Here is a 22,623-nt window from a genome sequence, read left to right as displayed (position 1 = left end):
ACTGCATGGCATTCGAAACCATCCTGTTGGATATCCACGGCAAGGTCGGCCTGATCACCCTCAACCGCCCGCAGGCACTGAACGCGCTGAATGCGCAGATCGTTGGCGAGATCAATCAGGCACTGGACCAGCTTGAACGCGACCCGAATATTGGCTGTGTGGTGCTCACGGGTTCGGCCAAGGCCTTTGCTGCTGGCGCGGATATCAAGGAAATGGCCGACCTGCAATACCCGCAGATCTACGTTGACGACCTGTTCAGCGATGCCGACCGCATTGCCAACCGGCGTAAGCCGATCATCGCTGCAGTGTCCGGCTTTGCCTTGGGTGGCGGTTGTGAGCTGGCGATGATGTGCGACTTCATCCTGGCTGCCGACAACGCCAGGTTCGGCCAGCCGGAAATCAACCTTGGCGTGCTGCCGGGCATGGGCGGCACCCAGCGGCTAACCCGTGCGGTGGGCAAGGCCAAAGCCATGGAACTGTGCCTGACCGGCCGTTTGATGGGGGCCGAAGAGGCCGAACGTGCGGGATTGGTGGCGCGTATTGTGCCGCAGGCTGAGCTGGTGGAAGAAGCGCTGAAAGTGGCGGCGACCATTGCCAGCAAATCGATCCCGGTCAGCATGATGGTCAAGGAGAGCGTCAACCGGGCGTTCGAAGTTACCCTCAGTGAAGGTGTGCGCTTCGAACGTCGGGTCTTCCACGCGGCCTTCTCCACCGAAGACCAGAAAGAAGGCATGGCGGCGTTCATCGCCAAGCGCGAGGCGCAGTTCAAGGATCGTTGATTCTGGTTAAGATTCGGGCTGGGCCTTCAGGTGCATGTCTAGAGAGGCCTGGCGCGGGTGAGTCCAGCGCCGCCCGCGCGGCGCTCGATCTGACAGACGCTGAAAGTGCAATGGCAGCCCCCCAAAAGTCTCATTAGAGATCCATTCTCCCGGCACCGACCGGCGGATTGTAAGCCCCGGAAGCAAATTCGCACCTATTTGCAGTTGCTCCACGCGACGTGGCGCCTTAGACTGCCGCCCCCTGTAAAAGAGTGCCGGTTGGCGCTTGAAAAATTCCGCTGCCGATGCCAAGGCGCCGGCGGCACCCAAATCGCCCCAATGCACATTTTTTCATAGAGAAATCGATGACCAAGGAACAGTTGCTGGCCATGTCGGCCGATGACTACATGAACGCCGACCAGCTGGCCTTCTTCACTGAGCTGCTGCAGGCGATGAAAGTCGAAACCCATGCACGCATCGAGCTCAGCCGCACCACCATCGAAGGCCTGGACACTCCGTCCGACCCTGCCGACGTGGCTTCGGTCGAAGAAGAGCGTAGCTGGCTGGTAAATGCCATCGACCGCGACCAGCGCCTGCTGCCACAGCTGGAAATGGCCCTGGACCGTATTGGCGACGACAGCTTCGGCTGGTGCGATGACAGCGGTGAGCCAATTGGCCTGAAGCGCCTGTTGATCAGCCCGACCACCAAGTACTGCATCGAAGCCCAAGAGCGCCACGAGCAGCTCGACCGCCACCAGCGCCAGGTATAAACCCGCGCGCGGTGCCAAGCCCCACGGAGCGATCCCTGGGGCTTTTCGCGTTTATTGCCGGTAACGGTTTTGTTGCCACCAACGTAACACTGCTATACCGCGAAGCGCTGTTTTCTCAAGGCGGGCAGGCGTATCATGGCGTTATCGTTAGGGTGCTAACTAAATGCCGGAGGGCATGATGAATAGCCGGGTCGATGTCGCTGTGATGATAGGTTCGGGTGTGCCAGCCACCTTGCAGGCGCTGGGCAAACGCATTTGCTGGGTGGTACTGGTCAATGGCGAGCGTCGGGGCACCGCCTTCGCCACGCGTGAAGAAGCACTGGAGTGTCAGGCTGCCTGGCAGCAGCAACTGAAGAAAGGCCTGGCTGCCTGAAATTGTTTATTGCCTCTCGACGGGTTTCGGTGTTTTCGGGCATATTTGTCCTACAGTAATGCGCACATGGATGCCTGGGCTTGTCTTCTTGCAGGCTCACCCCCATGGTTGTGTTATCTGGTTAGTGATCTCTGGCATCACACTTCCCAAGCCGGGAATGAGCCAAACGCCTTCGTTTGAGGGCGAATCTGGCAAACCAGAGTAAAGATTCCTGCACGCTGCATCGTCAGCGGGCACAGACATTTCGCATATCGCTTTATTACTCTTTTCGCCTATCGATAAGAAATGGCCGTGCCTCCCCGAGCTTGGGAGAGGGCGGGTTGTAACCGGTTGAGGATTACTTCATTGGCAGTCAGCACACTAGATACCCATGCGTTGTTCGCCCTGGGCGACTTGCGCGGTAAATTGGCCCAGCTGTTCCAGGGTCGCTTTATCTACGTTACCGAACAAACTCCCGAAGGCCTTTACATGGCCGAAATCGACACCGAAAGCGCATTGGTGGTCGATGACAAGCAGCGTCTTGAACTGAAAGTCGGCGACCACTTCCGTGCTGCCGTGTTGCCCAGCCGTGAAGGCGGCAAGCTGGAAATGCGCTTTCGCGAAATCAAACTGAATGTGTATGGCGTGGGCGACTATGCCTTTGTTTCGGTGCCCGAAGGCGAGGGCATCGTGTTGCGCGAGGGGCACGGCGTGATGTTGGTTTTCGCTGCGCAACAGCAGGTGCAGGAAGGCTTGGGCAAATTGCTCAAGGCAGTGACTGGCAAGGTTGCCAAGTGGCGCAAAGGCGAGCTGACCACCTTCAAGGCCAGTGAATGACCGACAGTGACACTGCACCTGCCGCGCGTGCCGAGTTCCATCGGCAGTACCAGGCAGATGCTGTGGCCGAGGCCGAGCGTTTGCTGGCCAGGCGCGGAGAGCTGCAAGGTACCTGGTTGAGCTGGGTAGCGGGCGAGCTGTACCGGCTCGGCCCGCCTCCCTATGCCGCCATGGTGCGGCGGGAGCTGCAGCGCCTCAGCCAAGGGTGAGGCGGCAGCCCTTCAGTTGCCCCGGTCGCCGCCGCTGCTGACTTCTTCAGGCACGGGCTCTTTCGACATGCGCTTGCGAAACAATGCCGCCCGGGCCAGCAGCAGCGTGGTCACCGGCACGGTGATCGACAGCAGGATGGGGATTAGCCAGGCGTGCAGTACCGGCATCTCCTTGAGCCACGAGAAGTAGATGATCGAAGCCAGCGACACGCACCAGGCGCCAATGGTCGACGCCAGCGCTGGCGGGTGCATGCGCTGGAAGTAGTCCTTCAGGCGTACCAGGCCTATTGCTCCGACCAGCGCGAACAGGCTGCCGGTGAGCAGCAGCACGGCGGTGATCACTTCCAGCCAGAAGGGCAATACCAAGGTTTCGGTCATTCAATCACCTCACCGCGCAGCAGGAACTTGGCCAGGGCAAACGAACCGACGAAGCCGAACAGCGCAATCAGCAGGGCACCTTCGAAGTAGGTGTCACTGGCATAACGGATCCCCAGCACCAGCATGGTCAGCATGGCCAGGATGTACAGGTAGTCCAGCGCCAGCACCCGGTCTTGTGCGGACGGGCCACGGAACAGCCGGACCAGCGCCAGGCCCATGGCCAGGGCTAAGATGAACAGGCTGGCAAGAACAGCAGTGGCAAGCAGGCCTGTCATTGAAATATCTCCATCAGCGGGCGTTCATAGGTGTCCTTGAAGTGCTGGACAAAAGCCGCTTCATCTTCCAGGTCGAACACGTGCAGCAGCAAGACGCTGCGGTCCAGCGCCAGCTCGGACCAGACCGTGCCGGGCACCACCGTGGTGATCATCGACAGTGCCGCCAGGCCATGCGCGTCGTGCAGGGCCAGCGGGATGTGCACGAACGCCGAGCGTGGTGGTTGCTTGCCAGCACGCAGCACGCCACGGGCCACCAGCAGGTTGGACGTGATCACATCGATGCCTACCCGGCCGATCAGCCGGGCGATCACCATTGGCCGGCGCACGTGGGCATGCTGTGGGCGCAGCGGCGCCATCAGCAGTGGCGCCAGCACGCCAAGTGCGGCAGCCAGCAGCAGGTTGCCGGGGCTGACCGAGAGGTTCAGCAGCAGCCACAGGCCGAACAGCGCAACCGATAGCAGCGGAGCGGGGAACAGTCGGTTCATGGCTGCACCTGTACGTCGAGCGAGGTGGGGCCAGGAATCGGCCGGGCGGCCATCACGGCTTCGATGTAGGCATCGGGGGTCTGCAGGCTGGCAGCGGTGTCCTGGGTATAGCGCAGCAACGGTTCGGCCTTGAGGCTGAGGATCATGCACAGGCCGAGCAGGATGACGATGGGCAGGCACTCATAGCGGCGCAGCACCGGTGACGGGCGCTCTTCGGGTTTCCAGAAGCGCTGGATGCCGACGCGGCCGAAGGCGATCAGCGAGGCCATGCCGGACAGGATAAGCAGCGCTACCAGGCCCCAGCCCGCCCCACTCAGCGGCTGCTCGGCCGGCACGCCCAGACCCTGCGGGTTGAACAGTGCACTGATCAGGTTGAGCTTGCCGACGAAGCCTGACAACGGTGGCATGCCGATGATCAGCAAGGCGCATGCGATGAAGCTGAGGCCGAGGAAGGCCATGGTCCACGGGATGATCTGGCCGATCACCACCTTCTGCTCGTCGTCGAGGTTGATGCCTTTGGGCGGGTGCAACGACTCCAGCAGCGGCGGCATGACGTCTTCTTCTTCATCCAGCGGTGCTTCGTTGGCCGAGCGCGAACGTTCGACCAGTTCAGCGAGCAGGAACAGCGCGCACAGCGCCAGGGTCGAGTTGACCAGGTAGAACAGCGCGGCCCCAGTCAGTGCCGACTGGGCAAAGCCCACAGCGCCGAGCAGGGTGCCGGCCGAAACCAGGATGCTGAGCGCCGCCATGCGTTCCAGGCGTTGTGCAGCCAGGATCGACACAGCCGCCACTGCCAGGGTGACCAGGCCACCGTACACCAGCCATTCGCCACCGAAATGCGCCGAGGCCCCGGCCTGCCCGGAGAACAACAGTGTCCACAGGCGCAGCAGGGCGTACAGGCCGACTTTGGTCATGATGGCGAACAACGCAGCTACCGGCGCGCTGGCCGAGGAGTAGGCCGGCACCAGCCAGAAGTTCAGCGGCCAGATGCCGGCCTTGACCAGGAAAGCCATGGCCAGGATCGCCGCGCCGGCATGCAGCAGGCCACGGTCGGCCTCCGGCACCAGCGGAATCTTCAGCGCCAGGTCGGCCATGTTCAGGGTGCCGGTTACCCCATACAGCATTGCCGCGCCGATCAGGAACAACGACGAAGCAAACAGGTTGATGGCGATGTAGTGCAGGCCGGCGCGTACCCGCGCACGCCCCGAACCATGGAGCAGCAAGCCGTAGGAGGCTGCCAGCAGCACCTCGAAGAACACGAACAGGTTGAACAGGTCGGCGGTGAGAAAGGCGCCGTACAGGCCCATCAGCTGGATCTGGAACAGCGCGTGGAAGCTGGCCCCGGCACCGTCCCAGCGGGCGCGGGCAAACAACAGGGCGCTAAAGCCGATAACTCCGGTGAGGGTCAACAGCAGTGCCGACAGGTGGTCCACCACCAGAACGATACCGAACGGTGCCGGCCAGTTGCCCGGCAGGTAAACCCCGATCGATTCCGCCTGGCCCTGGGTGCGCACCCACAGCAGCAAGCTGACCGCGATGGCCAGGCCGGCAAAGGTCGACAGCAGGTTAAGCCGGGCCTTTATGTGCCGGTGTTTCTCGCCCAGCAGCATCATCACCGCCGCCGTCACCAGTGGCAGCAGAATGGGCGCGACGATCAGTTGGCTCATGCCATTCATTCGTCACGCTCCCGGCCATCCACGTGGTCGGTGCCGGTCAGGCCGCGCGAGGCCAGCAACACCACCAGGAACAGCGCCGTCATGGCGAAGCTGATGACGATGGCCGTGAGCACCAGGGCCTGGGGCAACGGGTCGGTGTAGTGCAGTAGATCCTGGGTGACGCCATCCTTGATGATGGGCTCCTTGCCGATGAACAGGCTGCCCATGCTGAAGATGAACAGGTTCACGCCGTACGACAGCAGGCACAGGCCCATGATCACCTGATAGGTCCGCGGGCGCAGGATCAGCCACACCCCCGAGGCGGCCAGCACGCCGATGGCGACTGCAATGACTTCTTCCATCAGGCGGCTCCTGCTTGGCTGGTTTTCGATGAATTGCCCGGGCGGTAGGCGCGCACCGACTGGTGCGCCAAGGCAGTGAGGATCAGCAGTGTCGAGCCGACCACCACGGTGTACACGCCAACATCGAAGAACAACGCGCTGGCCACGTGCATATCACCGAGCAACGGCAGGTGCAGGTGGGCGGTATGGGTGGTCAGGAACGGGTAGCCCAGCAGCATGGCGCCGACCCCGGTCAGGGTGGCGCACAGCAATCCGGTGCCCATCCAGCGCAGTGGGCGCAGGCTCATCTGCGCCTCCACCCACTGGGTGCCAGCCACCATGTACTGCAGGATGAACGCCACCGACATCACCAGGCCGGCGACGAAGCCGCCGCCTGGCTGGTTGTGGCCACGCATGAACAGGTACATCGACACCAGCAGGGCGATCGGCAGCAGCAGGCGCACCAGCACTGCAGGCACCATCATGAAGCCCAGGGCAGTGTCTGTGGCATGCCGCGGGTTGATCAGGTCGGTGACCACGTCAGGCGCCAGTTGGCGTTGTTGTGCCGGCAACTGCATGCTCTCTTTTGGTGGGCGGAAGCGCCGCAGCAGGGCGAACACGGTCAGCGCCACGGCCGCCAGCACGGTGATTTCACCGAGGGTATCGAAGCCGCGGAAGTCGACCAGCATCACATTGACCACGTTGGTACCGCCACCTTGGGGCAGCGCCCGGCTCAGGTAGAACGAGGAAATGTCGTTGGGGGTGGGCCGGGTCAGCATGGCGTAAGACAGCAAGGCCATGCCGCCACCCACCAGCACCGCCAGCAACAGGTCGCGCAGGCGGCGCATGCGGGCACGCTCCAGGCTGCCCGGTAGCGGCGAAACGCCTTCGATACGCCGTGGCAGCCAGCGCAGGCCGAGCAGGATCAGCACGGTAGTGACCACTTCCACCACCAGCTGGGTCAGGGCCAGGTCGGGTGCGGAGAACCAGACGAAGGTGATGCAGGTCATCAGGCCGCAGACACTGACCATGATCAGTGCTGCCAAACGGTGGTACTTGGCCTGGTAGGCGGCGCCGAGGGCGCAGGCGATGGCGATCAGCCACAGCGCGACGAACACGCCCGAGCCCGGAATCTTGGGCCGGTCACCCCAGCTGAGCCCGCTGTAGAGCATGGGCGTGAGGCCGGCGAGGAAGGCCGCGAGCACCAGCATGAACAGTTGCGACTGAAGGCGCCGGGAAGTGAACAGGCGTTCGACGCGCCGCGCCAGCAGCATCAGGTGCACCTGCCCGTGCTCGAACAGGCGCTTGCCGTTGAAGCGCTCGATCACCGGTGGGTAGGGGAAGCGGCCCAGGCGTAGTTGCTTGCGCAGCAGCAGGTACAGGACGATGCCGCCGCTCATGGCCACAAGGCTCATGATCAGGGGCGCGTTCCAGCCGTGCCAGATGGCCAGGCTGTACTCCGGCAGGGTACCGCCTACTACCGGGAGGGCTGCGGCGGCCAGCAGCGGGCCGACCGACTGGGCGGGGAAGATGCCCACCACCAGGCAGGTGAGTACCAGCAGCTCGACCGGTGCACGCATCCAGCGTGGCGGCTCGTGCGGGGTATGGGGCAGGTCCTGGGCGGTGGGGCCGAAGAACACATCCACGGTAAAGCGCAGGGCATAGGCCACGCTGAAGGTACCGGCCAGGGTGGCGATCACCGGCAACGTTGCTTCGACCCAGGCGGTGGAGCTGATGAACACTGTTTCGGCGAAGAACATTTCCTTGGACAGGAAGCCGTTCATCAGCGGCACACCGGCCATCGAGGCACTGGCCACCATGGCCAGGGTCGCTGTGTACGGCACCAGGCGGATCAGGCCGCTGAGGCGGCGGATGTCACGGGTACCGCTTTCGTGGTCGATGATGCCGGCGGCCATGAACAGCGAGGCCTTGAAGGTGGCGTGGTTGAGAATGTGGAAAACGGCAGCGACCGCCGCCAGCGGGCTGTTCAGGCCCAGCAGCAGGGTAATCAGGCCCAGGTGGCTGATGGTCGAATAGGCCAGCAGGCCTTTGAGGTCGTTCTGGAACATGGCGGCGAAAGCGCCAAGAAGCAGAGTGATGGCGCCGGCACCGCCGACGATCCAGAACCACTCCTCGCTGCCTGATAGCACTGGCCAGAAGCGCGCCAGCAGGAATACGCCGGCTTTGACCATGGTGGCTGAGTGCAGATAGGCCGATACCGGGGTGGGCGCTGCCATGGCATGGGGCAGCCAGAAATGGAAAGGAAACTGTGCGCTCTTGCTCAGGGCGCCGATGAGGATCAGGGGCAGCAGCACCGGGTATAGCGCATGCTGGCGGATGGTGTCGCCGGCAGCCAGGACCTTGTCCAGGTCATAGCTGCCGACCACATGGCCAAGTAGTAGGGCACCCACCAGCAGGCACAAACCACCGGCGCCGGTCACCATGAGCGCCATGTAGGCGCCGCGCCGGGCGTCTGCGCGGTGGTGCCAGTAGCCGATCAGCAGGAAGGAGAACAGGCTGGTCAGCTCCCAGAAGAACACCAGCTGAATCAGATTGCCAGAAATCACCAGGCCGAGCATGGCGCCCATGAAGGCCAGGAAGAAGGCGAAGAAGCGCGGGACCGGGTCTTGTGGCGACATGTAGTAACGGGCATACAGCGACACCAGCGTGCCGATGCCCAGTACCAGCAGCGAGAACAGCCAGGCGAAGCCGTCCATGCGCAGCACCAGGTTCAACCCCAGGCTGGGCAGCCAGAGGAATTCTTCGCGAATCACGCCCCCGTGGGCAATTTGAGGGTACAGCAGTGCTACCTGGACGGTGCCGACCAGGGCCACGAGCCCGGCAAGAATGGACTCGGCGTTACGTGCGTTGTGCGGCAGCACGGCTGCCAGGCAACTGCCCACGAACGGCAGAAGCAATAGCACTATCAATGACATAGGGGCCTATTCTGGAGAAGTTTGCAAAGATCATACGTGCCGGGGGAGTGATCACCAACACGCAAGCTGTCGCAGAATCCTACAAACAGGCTGTGACAAGCTGTTTTTTTATAACAGTTTTTTACAAAGCATAGTCGCTGTTGCCATCTTTACAGCCCGGCCTGGCGTTCGCCTTCACCTTGCATGTCGGGTACTTCAACGGTTTCGCGGGGGCGGCGTACCTTGAGTTCGCTGACCACCACCGCGATCACGATCAGGAGGCCACCGAGCAGCGCCACACCCGGCAGGCGTTCGCCGGCAATGCGCCCGACGATCCCGGCCCACACCGGTTCACCCGCATAGATAAGGGTGGCGCGGGTGGGCGAGACCGATTTTTGCGCCCAGTTCATTGCCACCTGGATCACCGCGCTCATGGCACCCAGGCCTACTGCGCTGGCCAGTAGCAGCCAGGAGAAGTCGGGGATGCGTTCCTGGGTCGGCACGATCATCAGGAACGCCAGCAGCGAGGCGGTGGCCAGTTGCACCACGGTGACCCGGCGCACATCGACCTGGCCGGCGTAACGGCTGATCAGGATGATTTCGGCGGCGATGGCTACCGCGCTGATCAGGGTCACCACTTCGCCCTCGCTGAAGTGCAGGCTGCCGCCTGCCGGCCCGGCCAGCAGCATCAGGCCGACGAACGCCAGGCAAATACCGATGCTGGGCATCAAGCCAGGCCGACGGCCCAGCACTAGCCACTGCAACAGCGGCACGAACGGCACGTACAACGCAGTGATGAACGCGGACTGGCTGCTGCTGATGGTCTGCAGGCCCATCGTTTGCAGGCCGTAGCCGAGCATGATCGAGACGCCGATCAGCATGCCGGCCTTGAGCTCGGTGAAGGTCAGCCCGGGCAACGCCCGCGCCGAAACCACGCCCACGAACAATGCAGCCGCAGCGAAGCGCAGGCCGACGAAGAACATCGGGCCGCTGACGGTCATCACGTTGTGCACCAGCAGGAAGGTCCCGCCCCACAACATGGTGATGAACACCAACACCAGTTCGGCCTTGCTCAGGCGGAAGGTAACGGCGGGGGTCGGTTTGTTGCGGGCCTGGCTCATGGTCTTGCGCACTCGGAGGGGGCGGCGCACAATCGCCGCAAAGTGGGCAGTATACTGCGCAATCTTGACCAGTGAGCAATATAGTGCACAAAGATCCTTCGCATCGGGCATCGGTGCTGCAACATGTCAGCCTCAACGTACGCAGCCTGCGCAATGCTGCCGGGCTCAGCCAGACGGCCTTGGCCGAGCGCTCCGGGGTCAGCCGGCGCATGCTGGTGGCGATCGAGGCGGGCGAGAACAACGTCAGCCTCACAACCCTCGACCTGATCGCCGAAGCCTTGGACGTGGCTTTCAGCACCCTGATCCAGGCGCCTGACCAGCGCGACCCCGGCCGCATCGAGGAACTGGCCTGGGCCGGGGAGTACCCGCAGAGCAGGGCCGTGCTGCTGGGTAGCAGCACGGCGCGGCGCGAGGTGGAGCTCTGGGAGTGGACCCTGGCGCCGGGCGAATGCTATTGCAGCGAGGCCGATGCCGAAGGCTGGAGCGAGCAGATCTATGTGGCTGAGGGGCAACTGACGCTGATAATCGAAGGCGTAGAGCATCTCCTGCGGGCGGGGCAGTTCCATGTGTTCCCCAGCAACTGCCGGTACGCCTATCGTAACGATGCTGCGGTTGCAGTGAGATTTGTCCGCAATGTGGTGATTTGAGCTTGCAGGCTTTGGGGCGCAAAGTGCACCCCAAAGCTCCATGCAGATCAGTTCTTCAGCAGCTCATCCGTCTTCACCACCGAGGCATAGGCAAATGCCAACGCCGCCATTGCCGAATCATGCACCTGCGCGGCTGGCACCTGCTTGCCATTGAACTCCAACGGCAGGGTCGCGCAAGCATCGTGCGCCACGGTCACCTTGTAGCCCAGGTCGGCCGCTGCACGGGTAGCCGCGTCGATGCACATGTGGCTCATGCTGCCGACGATGGTCAAGGCTTCGACGCCATGCTGGTCCAGCGTGTGCTCAAGGTCAGTGCCGAGGAAAGCATTGACCTTGTGCTTGAGCACCACCGGCTCGCCTGTCGCGGGTTCGACCTTGGGATGGATGGCCGCACCTTGCGAGCCAGGGGCGAAGAATGGTGCATCTGCACTGTCGAATTCATGCCGCACATGCACCACCAGGTCGCCGCGCTGGCGTGCCGCCGCCAGCAGTAAGGCGGCGTTGTCGGCCGCTTGGTCCGCGCCATCAAGGGTCCACTTGCCGCCTGGGAAGTAGTCGTTCTGGATGTCGATGATGATCAGCGCCTGCTTGCTCATGCTGTCTCCTGGGGAAGTAGTCGTAGGGAGCCTTTAGTTATAGGCTGTTTGCACAGACTTGAGGATTGGCACGAGCGGCACCAAGCGGCAGAAACCACTTGACCTTGACTTTACTTGAGGTTTTACCCTGCTCGGCATCGCGAAGCATGCGCCCTTAACCAGGAGAACGTCGATGTCGGCAATCCCTCATGCCCTGTGGTTCACCCAGATGATCGAATACGAAGTGCCCAGCACGTCCCAGGATGCGCTGGCCCAGGCGCTGGTAGCACGCAGCGAATTGCTGGTTACGCGTTGCGAAGGGCTGCAGGGTGTCAGCATCCAGGCCAGTGACGATGGCAGCCGTGTGCTGCAATACCTGCAATGGCAGTCACGCCAGGCCTGGGCGGCGGCCGCTGTGTACTTCGTCGAGGAACCCTTCCTTGAACTGCTGGGCCAGCATCAGGCGCGTGGCGTCAACTTTGCTGCCTATCAGACCCTGCGCAGCCTGGTGCGTGGAGCCGATGGTGGCCTGCAGTGTGAGGTGGGTAAGCCTCAGGCATACCAGGGGGCGTAATGCGGATAGCGGTCCAGGCGGGCGCCTATCACCATTTCGCTGATCCATGCCGCCAGGATCGAGCTGTAGGCTTTCTGGCTCGCTTCGCTGGACAGCGCGTGGTCGGCACCGTCGACGATGCGATGGGTGAGCGAGTGGGCGCTGACGAACGCCGACCGGTAGCTCATCAGCGTGCTGTGCGGCACATAGTCGTCCTGCTCGGACTCCACCAGCAACACATCTCCGCCGAATTCGGCGCACGCCGCCAATGCGCGATTGTCTGCCGGGGCCAGCGATCGTTGGCGGTAGACGTTCAGGCGTTGGCGGTCGAGGGTTTGCTTTGGCGTGTTCCATTCTTCGTCCCAATACATGGCGGGTACCCGTAAGGCCAGCCATTTGACGGACCGTTCGCGGGTCAGCAAGGTTGCCAGGTAGCCACCATAACTGCTGCCGATGATGGCGATGGCACTGCTGTCCACGGCCGGATGGCTGAGCAGCCGGTCGTAGGCCACCAGTAAGTCCTGCAGATTCTGTTCACGGGTGACCGTCAGGCGCTGGCTTTCGGTTTTTTCATGGCCGCGCAGGTCGAAGGTCATGCACACGCAGCCCAGCCCGGTGATGTGCCGGGCACGGGCCAGATCACGCTGCTGGCTGCCGCCCCAGCCGTGCACGAAGAGGATGCCGGGCATCTTGCTGCCAGGGCTGACCAGTGTGCCGACAATGCTGTCGTTGTCGACTTTCAGTTCAACGGTTTCACTCTGAACGGCCATGTTCGCGAATTCGTGCAAATTTGCTGAGTTGTCCGAGTTCACTGTCGTTTCCTTGGTAGAAGAGAGTGGCGTCAGCGGGCAGATCGGGCGTTCCGAATACTTCGTGGGTGGAGGCACGCACCCGCTGCAATGCCGGGTCATCGGCAAAAGCCTGCAGGGCCAGCAGCTCGGCACTGCTGGCACCGCCCAGGCGCCAGGATTGTTCGAGCACACCGCTACGCAGGTGGCCCTGAGGGTTCAGGCCGCGAGCGATGTCGTAGTTGCGCCGTGAGGCGATGAAGCCTGCGAAGTGCTGCTCGGCAGCCTGCTCATAGGCGGTTGCCTGGTTGATGGCCAGACGCAGGTGGTCTTCCATCGGGAGTTGCAGTAGTGCGTGATAGTCACCACGTACCACCACCAGGTCGGAACCGCCGTATACCTCAATGCCCTGATGGTCGCGGGTCAGTTGCTGGGTGCCGTGATAGCTGCAGGTCAGGCCGGCGACGCGCACCTGGCCGACGCTGAAGGTTTGCACGTCGCTCAGGTCTTCTTCGAGTACTAGCCCCCACAGTGCCAGGCTCTGATCATCCATGGTGGCTAGCAGTGGCTCCAGCGCGTGCTCCGTGGTGATGACCTGCTGCCCGCGGCCTGCGCAGGCCAGCACGGGTTTGACCCTCAGGGGGCCGTCGAGCAGCAGCAACTGTGCGGCTGCACGCGCATCGGCCTTGCTGAACACGGTGTAGCCGCGCAGCAAGGCGTTGCTTGCCTGTCGAGCGAACTCATCGGTCCAGCCCGGCGGGAAGCTGGCCCCGGCCGGCAGCGGATGGGAAATCGCCTTGGTCGCCATGTAGGGGTATGGCACCAAGCCGCCGAAAAGGTCGTTCTCGCCAAGAATGCCCAGGGCGGCATAGCGCTTGGGGTCAATCAAGGTCTCTGTGGGCAGGTAATAGTAGCCATCGGCGTCGCCTGGCTGCTCGCCGGGCTGTAAATGTGGGCAGCCCAGCAGATGGGCCAGGCCATCGGCAAGCTTGAGGTGTGCGCCGTGCTCATGGTCGGGCGTGTGTTCGCGGGTGTCGAGCAGCACTACGCCGGCTTTCGCTTCGCTGGCACTTGGCATGGTCATCTGCCTGTGTGCGATGAATGTACTGTGTGTGAAGCCGGTGCCTTGGGGAAGTTCAGCGCAAGTTGATCGGTGGTCCTGACGCTTTTGTAGGAAGGGTCCTGTGAGCGCAGGGCGAGGCGGGCAATGCATGCGGTGTTCTGGTCGTCGCGATTGCAGCACTCTGGCGGCTGTTCCATTATCGGCATATTGGATCAACCGTGATGTAGCCGCAGGAGAGCGCATGAACGTCCAGACCACCCTTGAGCAAAGCGTGCCACAGCGCCTGACGAACGTGCGCCAGGCCATGGCAGCAGGGGGCATTGATGCCTTGCTGGTACCGTCGGCCGACCCCCACCTTTCCGAGTACCTGCCCGGTTACTGGCAGGGGCGCCAGTGGTTGTCGGGTTTTCACGGCTCGGTTGGCACGCTGGTAGTCACGCCGGGATTTGCCGGTTTGTGGGTCGATAGCAGGTATTGGGAGCAGGCGGATCACGAGCTGGCCGGCAGTGGTATCGAACTGATGAAACTGTCGCCAGGTAAACCCGGGGCACTGGAATGGCTGAGCGATAACGTTGAGGCCAACGGCAGCGTTGCGGTGGATGGGGCGGTCATGGCACTGGCATCAGCGCGCCAGCTGGCTGACCGGCTGAAGGCACGCGGGGCACGGCTGGTCACCGACACCGACCTGCTGAGCCAGGTCTGGGAGGGGCGCCCTGCGTTGCCAGGTAACCCTGTGTACCAGCACTTGCTGCCGCACGCTACGGTTAGCCGGGCGGAAAAACTCGCGCAATTGCGCCAGGGCATACAGGCCAGAGGGGGCGACTGGCACTTCATTGCTACCCTCGATGACATCGCCTGGCTGTTCAACCTGCGCGGCAGCGATGTTTCGTACAACCCGGTTTTCCTGGCCTTTGCCTTGATCAATCAGCAGCAGGCCATCCTGTTCGTGGGCCAGGACAAAGTGGATGCGCACCTGCGTCAGGTGCTGGCGGTCGACGGCATCGAGGTGCGTGATTACAGCGAGGCAGGTAAGGCTCTGGCTGCCGTTCCGGCGGGGGCGCGGTTGCTGGTGGATCCTGCCCGTGTGACCTGCGGGCTGCTGGACAACCTGGCAGCTGAAGTGGTGCTGGTCGAAGGGATTAATCCCACTACCCTGAGCAAGTCCTGCAAAGGTGACGACGACCTTGTGCATATCCGCCAGGTGATGGGGCAGGACGGTGCGGCCTTGTGCGAGTTCTTCGCCTGGTTCGAGGCCAACCTCGGGCAGGGGGTCATCACCGAACTGACGGTTGACGAGCAATTGAGTGCCGCACGTGCCCGGCGCCCGAACTTCGTATCGCTGAGTTTTTCGACCATTGCCGCCTTCAATGGCAATGGCGCAATGCCGCACTACCGTGCTACGCAGCAGTCGCATGCGGTCATCGAGGGCGATGGCTTGTTGCTGATTGACTCGGGGGGGCAATACCTGGGGGGCACCACCGACATCACCCGGATGGTGCCAGTCGGTAACCCCAGCCTTGCACAGAAGCAGGATTGCACCCGGGTACTCAAGGGTGTGATCGCCCTGTCGCGTGCCACGTTCCCGAAAGGGGTGTTGTCGCCGTTGCTCGACGCCATTGCCCGGGCACCGATCTGGGCTGATCAGGTGGATTATGGCCACGGTACCGGGCACGGGGTAGGCTATTTCATGAACGTGCACGAAGGGCCACAAGTCATTGCCTACCAGGCGGCCCCTGCACCCCAGACGGCGATGCAGGCGGGCATGATCAGCTCGATCGAGCCGGGTACGTACCGCCCGGGGGAGTGGGGCGTACGTATCGAGAACCTGGTGGTCAACCGCGAAGCGGGGAAGAGTGCCTTCGGTGACTTCCTGCGCTTTGAGACTTTGACGCTGTGCCCGATTGATACCCGCTGCCTGTTGCCCGAGCTGCTGACAAGGGAAGAGGTGGAGTGGCTGAACGGCTATCACACGACCGTGCGTGAGCGTCTGGCGCCTCTGCTGAAGGGCGATGCGCTGGCCTGGCTGGAGGCGCGCACCGCGCCACTATAAAAGGCCAATGAAAAAGGGCAGCTTGCGAGCTGCCCTTTTTGCTACTTGCAGATGACAATCATGCTGCGGCTGGTGTAACCCGCCGGGTTGATGCCGAACAAGTAGTCACCGGCTTCTTCATCGCTATCGCCCGAGCGTGCTATGACGCGGTAGCCGCGTGTGCTACAGGAGGTCGCGGCCTTGCTGTAGCAGTTGTCCCACGAAGAGGAAAGGCCGGAGCAGTTGATATGCAGGCCCTTCTTGCCCCTTTTGACCTCAGTCTTGGCTGTAGCGGCACATCCAGCAATAGCCAAGATGGCCAGGATGAGAAAAATACGTTTCATTCCTGTCCTTAAATGCAGGGCGGATCAGCTGTCTGGCCCTGTCGTTATCGCTTCGCTTCGTCCTGAAATATCCCCAGCGTCCGTGTTCGGTCCAGTAGATCGCGTAAAGATGATGATTCTGTGACAGCTTAATCAGCGAAACGGGCGGCTACAATCACTAATCCTGTCTCAAATGAAAATATTTCTCATATCAGTCTGGTGCTACAGCCGCAGTGGGCTCTTTGCGCATGGACAGGGTAGTACCTACCGACGCAGCGATGATTGCCCCAATCGCCAGCCATTGTGTGAGCGTCAGCACTTCGCCGAGGAACAGCAGGCCGGACAGTGCGCCGAACGCCGGTTCAATGCTCATCAAGGTGCCGAAGGTGCGTGCCGGGATACGCGTGAGGGCAACCATTTCCAGGCTGTAGGGCAGGGCGGTAGACAGTACTGCAACGGCGAGGGCTACGGGGATTAACGCAGGTGTGAGCAGTGCGCTACCCGCGTGGGCGATGCCGATGGGGGCGACAAACAGGGCGGCGACTACCACCCCCAAGGCTGCACTCTGGATCCCGTGCTCGGCGCCGGCGCGTTGACCGAACAGAATATAGAGGGCCCAACATACACCCGCCCCCAACGCGTAGGCAGCCCCTACCGGATCGAGTGCCTGACCGCTGTGCCCAGCCGGCAGCAACAGCAGCAGGCCGGCGATGGCCATGGCAATCCACAGGAAGTCGATCGGCCGGCGAGATGAGAAGATCGCCACTGCCAACGGCCCTGTGAACTCCAGCGCCACGGCGATGCCGATAGGCACTGTTTGCAAGGCCATATAAAAGAGGAAGTTCATCCCGCCCAGCGCCATGCCATAGATGACCACGTTGCGCAGGGTGGTGGGGGTCATGCGTACCCGCCATGGGCGCAATATCAGCAGCATGATGATGCTGGCGAAGATCAGGCGCAGGGTGGTGGTGCCTTGTGCCCCGATGATGGGGAACATGCTTTTGGCCAGGGAGGCGCCGGACTGAATCGATGCCATGGCAATGAGCAGGAGGCCGATCGGAAAGAGAGTGGTGGCCAAGCTGCGAGGCTGGTTGTTCATTTATAGGTGGCGATCCTGGGGCGGGGTGGATGATGAGCAATATAGTGCGCAAATGCCTAGGGGTGGTGCAAGGGGGTGGAGTGTTCGCCACAACACCTGTCGGCCTTGATACGGTCTTTTGCCCTTGTAGTTCACTTTCTTTAAATTAAAGGTTGACGGGGTTTCGAATCCCCTTATAATGCGCCCCACTTCCAGCGACAACGGAACGACAAACTCCTTGAGATTCAATGAGTTAGACGATTCGAAAGGCGCTGTAAGGGCTTCGATCGAAAGATCGGCAGCGGTGATAAAGGCGGTTGACAGCGGATTTAAATGCTGTATTATTCGCCTCCCGCTACGAGAGATCGCGGCGAGCCAAGTGTTTGAAGTTGAACGAGATTCTCGCAAAAAACTTCAAAATAAACGCTTGACAGGCTCTGAGGAAAGCGTAGAATGCGCGCCTCGGTTGAGACGAAAAGCTCTTAACCAAACGCTCTTTAACAAATTGAATCAAGCAATTCGTGTGGGTGCTTGTGAGTATGGACTGATAGTCAAAAAGATTATCAGCATCTCAAGTGACCATGCGAGAAATCACATAGTCATTTGAGATTGCTGAGCCAAGTTTAGGGTTTCTTAAAAACCCAAGCAGTATTGAACTGAAGAGTTTGATCATGGCTCAGATTGAACGCTGGCGGCAGGCCTAACACATGCAAGTCGAGCGGATGAGAAGAGCTTGCTCTTCGATTCAGCGGCGGACGGGTGAGTAATGCCTAGGAATCTGCCTGATAGTGGGGGACAACGTTTCGAAAGGAACGCTAATACCGCATACGTCCTACGGGAGAAAGCAGGGGACCTTCGGGCCTTGCGCTATCAGATGAGCCTAGGTCGGATTAGCTAGTTGGTGAGGTAATGGCTCACCAAGGCGACGATCCGTAACTGGTCTGAGAGGATGATCAGTCACACTGGAACTGAGACACGGTCCAGACTCCTACGGGAGGCAGCAGTGGGGAATATTGGACAATGGGCGAAAGCCTGATCCAGCCATGCCGCGTGTGTGAAGAAGGTCTTCGGATTGTAAAGCACTTTAAGTTGGGAGGAAGGGCATTAACCTAATACGTTAGTGTTTTGACGTTACCGACAGAATAAGCACCGGCTAACTCTGTGCCAGCAGCCGCGGTAATACAGAGGGTGCAAGCGTTAATCGGAATTACTGGGCGTAAAGCGCGCGTAGGTGGTTTGTTAAGTTGAATGTGAAAGCCCCGGGCTCAACCTGGGAACTGCATCCAAAACTGGCAAGCTAGAGTACGGTAGAGGGTGGTGGAATTTCCTGTGTAGCGGTGAAATGCGTAGATATAGGAAGGAACACCAGTGGCGAAGGCGACCACCTGGACTGATACTGACACTGAGGTGCGAAAGCGTGGGGAGCAAACAGGATTAGATACCCTGGTAGTCCACGCCGTAAACGATGTCAACTAGCCGTTGGAATCCTTGAGATTTTAGTGGCGCAGCTAACGCATTAAGTTGACCGCCTGGGGAGTACGGCCGCAAGGTTAAAACTCAAATGAATTGACGGGGGCCCGCACAAGCGGTGGAGCATGTGGTTTAATTCGAAGCAACGCGAAGAACCTTACCAGGCCTTGACATGCAGAGAACTTTCCAGAGATGGATTGGTGCCTTCGGGAACTCTGACACAGGTGCTGCATGGCTGTCGTCAGCTCGTGTCGTGAGATGTTGGGTTAAGTCCCGTAACGAGCGCAACCCTTGTCCTTAGTTACCAGCACGTTATGGTGGGCACTCTAAGGAGACTGCCGGTGACAAACCGGAGGAAGGTGGGGATGACGTCAAGTCATCATGGCCCTTACGGCCTGGGCTACACACGTGCTACAATGGTCGGTACAGAGGGTTGCCAAGCCGCGAGGTGGAGCTAATCTCACAAAACCGATCGTAGTCCGGATCGCAGTCTGCAACTCGACTGCGTGAAGTCGGAATCGCTAGTAATCGCGAATCAGAATGTCGCGGTGAATACGTTCCCGGGCCTTGTACACACCGCCCGTCACACCATGGGAGTGGGTTGCACCAGAAGTAGCTAGTCTAACCTTCGGGAGGACGGTTACCACGGTGTGATTCATGACTGGGGTGAAGTCGTAACAAGGTAGCCGTAGGGGAACCTGCGGCTGGATCACCTCCTTAATCGACGACATCAGCCTGCTGATGAGCACCCACACGAATTGCTTGATTCATTTGCTGATCAGAACTCAGTAATGAACATTCCCTGTGAATGTTGATTTCTGACTTTTGTCAGACCGTTCTTTAAAAATTCGGATATGTGATAGAAATAGACTGACATGCACTTTCACTGGTGTGTGATCAGGCTAAGGTAAAATTTGTGAGTTCTGCTCGAAAGAGCAACGTACGAATTTTCGGCGAATGTCGTCTTCACAGTATAACCAGATTGCTTGGGGTTATATGGTCAAGTGAAGAAGCGCATACGGTGGATGCCTTGGCAGTCAGAGGCGATGAAAGACGTGGTAGCCTGCGATAAGCTTTGGGGAGTCGGCAAACAGACTGTGATCCAGAGATCTCTGAATGGGGGAACCCAGCCAGCATAAGCTGGTTATCTTGTACTGAATACATAGGTGCAAGAGGCGAACCAGGGGAACTGAAACATCTAAGTACCCTGAGGAAAAGAAATCAACCGAGATTCCCTTAGTAGTGGCGAGCGAACGGGGACCAGCCCTTAAGTTGGTTTGAGATTAGTGGAAGGCTCTGGAAAGTGCCGCCATAGTGGGTGATAGCCCCGTACACGAAAATCTCTTGTCAATGAAATCGAGTAGGACGGAGCACGAGAAACTTTGTCTGAATATGGGGGGACCATCCTCCAAGGCTAAATACTACTGACTGACCGATAGTGAACTAGTACCGTGAGGGAAAGGCGAAAAGAACCCCGGAGAGGGGAGTGAAATAGATCCTGAAACCGTATGCGTACAAGCAGTGGGAGCCTACTTTGTTAGGTGACTGCGTACCTTTTGTATAATGGGTCAGCGACTTATATTCAGTGGCGAGCTTAACCGAATAGGGGAGGCGTAGCGAAAGCGAGTGTTAATAGCGCGTTTAGTCGCTGGGTATAGACCCGAAACCGGGCGATCTATCCATGGGCAGGTTGAAGGTTGGGTAACACTAACTGGAGGACCGAACCGACTACCGTTGAAAAGTTAGCGGATGACCTGTGGATCGGAGTGAAAGGCTAATCAAGCTCGGAGATAGCTGGTTCTCCTCGAAAGCTATTTAGGTAGCGCCTCATGTATCACTGTAGGGGGTAGAGCACTGTTTCGGCTAGGGGGTCATCCCGACTTACCAAACCGATGCAAACTCCGAATACCTACAAGTGCCGAGCATGGGAGACACACGGCGGGTGCTAACGTCCGTCGTGAAAAGGGAAACAACCCAGACCGTCAGCTAAGGTCCCAAAGTCATGGTTAAGTGGGAAACGATGTGGGAAGGCTTAGACAGCTAGGAGGTTGGCTTAGAAGCAGCCACCCTTTAAAGAAAGCGTAATAGCTCACTAGTCGAGTCGGCCTGCGCGGAAGATGTAACGGGGCTCAAACCATGCACCGAAGCTACGGGTATCACCTTTTGGTGATGCGGTAGAGGAGCGTTCTGTAAGCCTGTGAAGGTGAGTTGAGAAGCTTGCTGGAGGTATCAGAAGTGCGAATGCTGACATGAGTAACGACAATGGGAGTGAAAAACTCCCACGCCGAAAGACCAAGGTTTCCTGCGCAACGTTAATCGACGCAGGGTTAGTCGGTCCCTAAGGCGAGGCTGAAAAGCGTAGTCGATGGAAAACAGGTTAATATTCCTGTACTTCCAGTTATTGCGATGGAGGGACGGAGAAGGTTAGGCCAGCCTGGCGTTGGTTGTCCAGGTTTAAGGTGGTAGGCTGGAATCTTAGGCAAATCCGGGATTTCAAGGCCGAGAGCTGATGACGAGTTGCCTTTAGGCGACGAAGTGGTTGATACCATGCTTCCAAGAAAAGCTCCTAAGCTTCAGATAACTGGGAACCGTACCCCAAACCGACACAGGTGGTTAGGTAGAGAATACCAAGGCGCTTGAGAGAACTCGGGTGAAGGAACTAGGCAAAATGGCACCGTAACTTCGGGAGAAGGTGCGCCGGCGAAGGTGAAGGACTTGCTCCGTAAGCTTATGCCGGTCGAAGATACCAGGCCGCTGCGACTGTTTATTAAAAACACAGCACTCTGCAAACACGAAAGTGGACGTATAGGGTGTGACGCCTGCCCGGTGCCGGAAGGTTAATTGATGGGGTTAGCGCAAGCGAAGCTCTTGATCGAAGCCCCGGTAAACGGCGGCCGTAACTATAACGGTCCTAAGGTAGCGAAATTCCTTGTCGGGTAAGTTCCGACCTGCACGAATGGCGTAACGATGGCGGCGCTGTCTCCACCCGAGACTCAGTGAAATTGAAATCGCTGTGAAGATGCAGTGTATCCGCGGCTAGACGGAAAGACCCCGTGAACCTTTACTATAGCTTTGCACTGGACTTTGAATTTGCTTGTGTAGGATAGGTGGGAGGCTTTGAAGTGGGGACGCCAGTTCTCATGGAGCCATCCTTGAAATACCACCCTGGCAACTTTGAGGTTCTAACTCAGGTCCGTTATCCGGATCGAGGACAGTGTATGGTGGGTAGTTTGACTGGGGCGGTCTCCTCCCAAAGAGTAACGGAGGAGTACGAAGGTGCGCTCAGACCGGTCGGAAATCGGTCGTAGAGTATAAAGGCAAAAGCGCGCTTGACTGCGAGACACACACGTCGAGCAGGTACGAAAGTAGGTCTTAGTGATCCGGTGGTTCTGTATGGAAGGGCCATCGCTCAACGGATAAAAGGTACTCCGGGGATAACAGGCTGATACCGCCCAAGAGTTCATATCGACGGCGGTGTTTGGCACCTCGATGTCGGCTCATCACATCCTGGGGCTGAAGCCGGTCCCAAGGGTATGGCTGTTCGCCATTTAAAGTGGTACGCGAGCTGGGTTTAGAACGTCGTGAGACAGTTCGGTCCCTATCTGCCGTGGACGTTTGAGATTTGAGAGGGGCTGCTCCTAGTACGAGAGGACCGGAGTGGACGAACCTCTGGTGTTCCGGTTGTCACGCCAGTGGCATTGCCGGGTAGCTATGTTCGGAAGAGATAACCGCTGAAAGCATCTAAGCGGGAAACTTGCCTCAAGATGAGATCTCACTGGGATCTAGAATCCCCTGAAGGGCCGTCGAAGACTACGACGTTGATAGGTTGGGTGTGTAAGCGCTGTGAGGCGTTGAGCTAACCAATACTAATTGCCCGTGAGGCTTGACCATATAACACCCAAGCAATTTGTGCAGGCCTCTGAACAAGAAGCGCCAAATTGTGGTGGTGAAGACGAAAGAACCGAAAGTTCGAACGTACCCACAAATATCACATATCCGGA

20 protein-coding genes and 2 rRNA genes are annotated in these 22,623 nt (G+C 59.7%); 10 read left to right on the top strand and 12 right to left on the bottom strand.

Annotated elements, in window-relative coordinates; translation table 11 throughout:
• Nucleotides 1-5 precede the first annotated feature (5 nt).
• From P0Y58_20780 to P0Y58_20760, 5 genes are all read left to right on the top strand, one after another.
• Nucleotides 6-779, top strand: a complete 774-nt coding sequence (locus P0Y58_20780; protein ID WEK29321.1) for an enoyl-CoA hydratase — start codon at nt 6-8, stop codon at nt 777-779.
• 344 nt (nt 780-1,123) lie between these two features.
• A complete protein-coding gene (locus P0Y58_20775; protein ID WEK29320.1) occupies nt 1,124-1,528 on the top strand; it encodes a TraR/DksA C4-type zinc finger protein in 405 nt (134 codons plus the stop codon).
• 178 nt (nt 1,529-1,706) lie between these two features.
• Nucleotides 1,707-1,901, top strand: a complete 195-nt coding sequence (locus P0Y58_20770) for a hypothetical protein (protein ID WEK29319.1) — start codon at nt 1,707-1,709, stop codon at nt 1,899-1,901.
• 345 nt (nt 1,902-2,246) lie between these two features.
• Nucleotides 2,247-2,717 carry a hypothetical protein gene (locus tag P0Y58_20765; protein WEK29318.1) on the top strand — a complete coding sequence of 157 codons (471 nt, stop codon included), beginning with the start codon at nt 2,247-2,249 and terminating at the stop codon, nt 2,715-2,717.
• Complete coding sequence (locus tag P0Y58_20760) at nt 2,714-2,926, top strand: hypothetical protein (GenBank protein ID WEK29317.1); 213 nt, start codon at nt 2,714-2,716, stop codon at nt 2,924-2,926. The genes P0Y58_20765 and P0Y58_20760 overlap by 4 nt, the downstream gene beginning before the upstream one ends.
• A gap of 12 nt (nt 2,927-2,938) precedes the next feature.
• On the opposite strand, the gene P0Y58_20755 is transcribed toward P0Y58_20760, so the two are convergent.
• The 7 genes from P0Y58_20755 to P0Y58_20725 all read right to left on the bottom strand — a co-directional run bounded on the left by P0Y58_20755 (nt 2,939) and on the right by P0Y58_20725 (nt 10,096).
• Nucleotides 2,939-3,304, bottom strand: coding sequence for a Na+/H+ antiporter subunit G (locus P0Y58_20755; protein WEK29316.1), 366 nt, complete (start codon nt 3,302-3,304; stop codon nt 2,939-2,941).
• Nucleotides 3,301-3,579 carry a K+/H+ antiporter subunit F gene (locus tag P0Y58_20750; GenBank protein WEK29315.1) on the bottom strand — a complete coding sequence of 93 codons (279 nt, stop codon included), beginning with the start codon at nt 3,577-3,579 and terminating at the stop codon, nt 3,301-3,303. The genes P0Y58_20755 and P0Y58_20750 overlap by 4 nt, the downstream gene beginning before the upstream one ends.
• Nucleotides 3,576-4,064 carry a Na+/H+ antiporter subunit E gene (locus P0Y58_20745; GenBank protein ID WEK29314.1) on the bottom strand — a complete coding sequence of 163 codons (489 nt, stop codon included), beginning with the start codon at nt 4,062-4,064 and terminating at the stop codon, nt 3,576-3,578. Before P0Y58_20745 ends, P0Y58_20750 begins: the two co-directional genes overlap by 4 nt.
• Nucleotides 4,061-5,740, bottom strand: a complete 1,680-nt coding sequence (locus P0Y58_20740; protein WEK29313.1) for a monovalent cation/H+ antiporter subunit D — start codon at nt 5,738-5,740, stop codon at nt 4,061-4,063. Before P0Y58_20740 ends, P0Y58_20745 begins: the two co-directional genes overlap by 4 nt.
• Nucleotides 5,737-6,081 carry a Na+/H+ antiporter subunit C gene (locus tag P0Y58_20735; GenBank protein ID WEK29312.1) on the bottom strand — a complete coding sequence of 115 codons (345 nt, stop codon included), beginning with the start codon at nt 6,079-6,081 and terminating at the stop codon, nt 5,737-5,739. Before P0Y58_20735 ends, P0Y58_20740 begins: the two co-directional genes overlap by 4 nt.
• On the bottom strand, nt 6,081-8,996 hold the full coding sequence (locus tag P0Y58_20730; GenBank protein WEK29311.1) for a monovalent cation/H+ antiporter subunit A: 2,916 nt from the start codon (nt 8,994-8,996) through the stop codon (nt 6,081-6,083). The genes P0Y58_20735 and P0Y58_20730 overlap by 1 nt, the downstream gene beginning before the upstream one ends.
• A gap of 149 nt (nt 8,997-9,145) precedes the next feature.
• Complete coding sequence (locus P0Y58_20725; GenBank protein WEK29310.1) at nt 9,146-10,096, bottom strand: DMT family transporter; 951 nt, start codon at nt 10,094-10,096, stop codon at nt 9,146-9,148.
• 83 nt (nt 10,097-10,179) lie between these two features.
• Here P0Y58_20725 and P0Y58_20720 point away from each other — a divergent pair, with 83 nt between their 5' ends.
• On the top strand, nt 10,180-10,743 hold the full coding sequence (locus tag P0Y58_20720; GenBank protein WEK29309.1) for an XRE family transcriptional regulator: 564 nt from the start codon (nt 10,180-10,182) through the stop codon (nt 10,741-10,743).
• A gap of 47 nt (nt 10,744-10,790) precedes the next feature.
• Here P0Y58_20720 and P0Y58_20715 read toward each other — a convergent pair whose 3' ends face one another.
• Nucleotides 10,791-11,339, bottom strand: a complete 549-nt coding sequence (locus P0Y58_20715; protein ID WEK29308.1) for a cysteine hydrolase family protein — start codon at nt 11,337-11,339, stop codon at nt 10,791-10,793.
• A gap of 172 nt (nt 11,340-11,511) precedes the next feature.
• On the opposite strand from P0Y58_20715, the gene P0Y58_20710 reads away from it, so the two are divergent.
• Nucleotides 11,512-11,892, top strand: coding sequence for an antibiotic biosynthesis monooxygenase (locus P0Y58_20710; protein ID WEK29307.1), 381 nt, complete (start codon nt 11,512-11,514; stop codon nt 11,890-11,892).
• Here P0Y58_20710 and P0Y58_20705 read toward each other — a convergent pair.
• Both P0Y58_20705 and P0Y58_20700 read right to left on the bottom strand, forming a co-directional pair.
• Nucleotides 11,871-12,641 carry an alpha/beta fold hydrolase gene (locus P0Y58_20705; GenBank protein WEK29306.1) on the bottom strand — a complete coding sequence of 257 codons (771 nt, stop codon included), beginning with the start codon at nt 12,639-12,641 and terminating at the stop codon, nt 11,871-11,873. The two genes, P0Y58_20710 and P0Y58_20705, sit on opposite strands and share 22 nt — an antisense overlap.
• Nucleotides 12,625-13,743 (bottom strand): DUF3182 family protein, encoded by a 1,119-nt coding sequence (locus P0Y58_20700; protein ID WEK29305.1) that lies wholly within the window; start codon nt 13,741-13,743, stop codon nt 12,625-12,627. Before P0Y58_20700 ends, P0Y58_20705 begins: the two co-directional genes overlap by 17 nt.
• 220 nt (nt 13,744-13,963) lie before the next feature.
• Between P0Y58_20700 and P0Y58_20695 the strand changes: the two genes are divergently transcribed.
• On the top strand, nt 13,964-15,772 hold the full coding sequence (locus tag P0Y58_20695; protein WEK29304.1) for an aminopeptidase P family protein: 1,809 nt from the start codon (nt 13,964-13,966) through the stop codon (nt 15,770-15,772).
• 41 nt (nt 15,773-15,813) lie between these two features.
• Here P0Y58_20695 and P0Y58_20690 read toward each other — a convergent pair whose 3' ends face one another.
• Nucleotides 15,814-16,095, bottom strand: coding sequence for a hypothetical protein (locus tag P0Y58_20690; GenBank protein ID WEK29303.1), 282 nt, complete (start codon nt 16,093-16,095; stop codon nt 15,814-15,816).
• A gap of 190 nt (nt 16,096-16,285) precedes the next feature.
• Nucleotides 16,286-17,173 (bottom strand): threonine/homoserine exporter RhtA, encoded by an 888-nt coding sequence (rhtA, locus tag P0Y58_20685; GenBank protein WEK29302.1) that lies wholly within the window; start codon nt 17,171-17,173, stop codon nt 16,286-16,288.
• A 632-nt stretch (nt 17,174-17,805) separates the two neighbouring features.
• Here rhtA and P0Y58_20680 point away from each other — a divergent pair.
• Nucleotides 17,806-19,342 (top strand): 16S ribosomal RNA (locus P0Y58_20680).
• A gap of 278 nt (nt 19,343-19,620) precedes the next feature.
• Nucleotides 19,621-22,513, top strand: a 23S ribosomal RNA gene (locus tag P0Y58_20675).
• The 16S and 23S rRNA genes sit together here, the layout of an rRNA operon.
• Nucleotides 22,514-22,623: the final 110 nt, after the last annotated feature.

It is taken from the genome of Candidatus Pseudomonas phytovorans, from assembly GCA_029202525.1.
GTDB lineage: Bacteria > Pseudomonadota > Gammaproteobacteria > Pseudomonadales > Pseudomonadaceae > Aquipseudomonas > Aquipseudomonas phytovorans.
The sequence above is the reverse complement of the archived record's forward strand: the minus strand, read 5'-3'. Positions and strand labels throughout refer to the sequence as shown.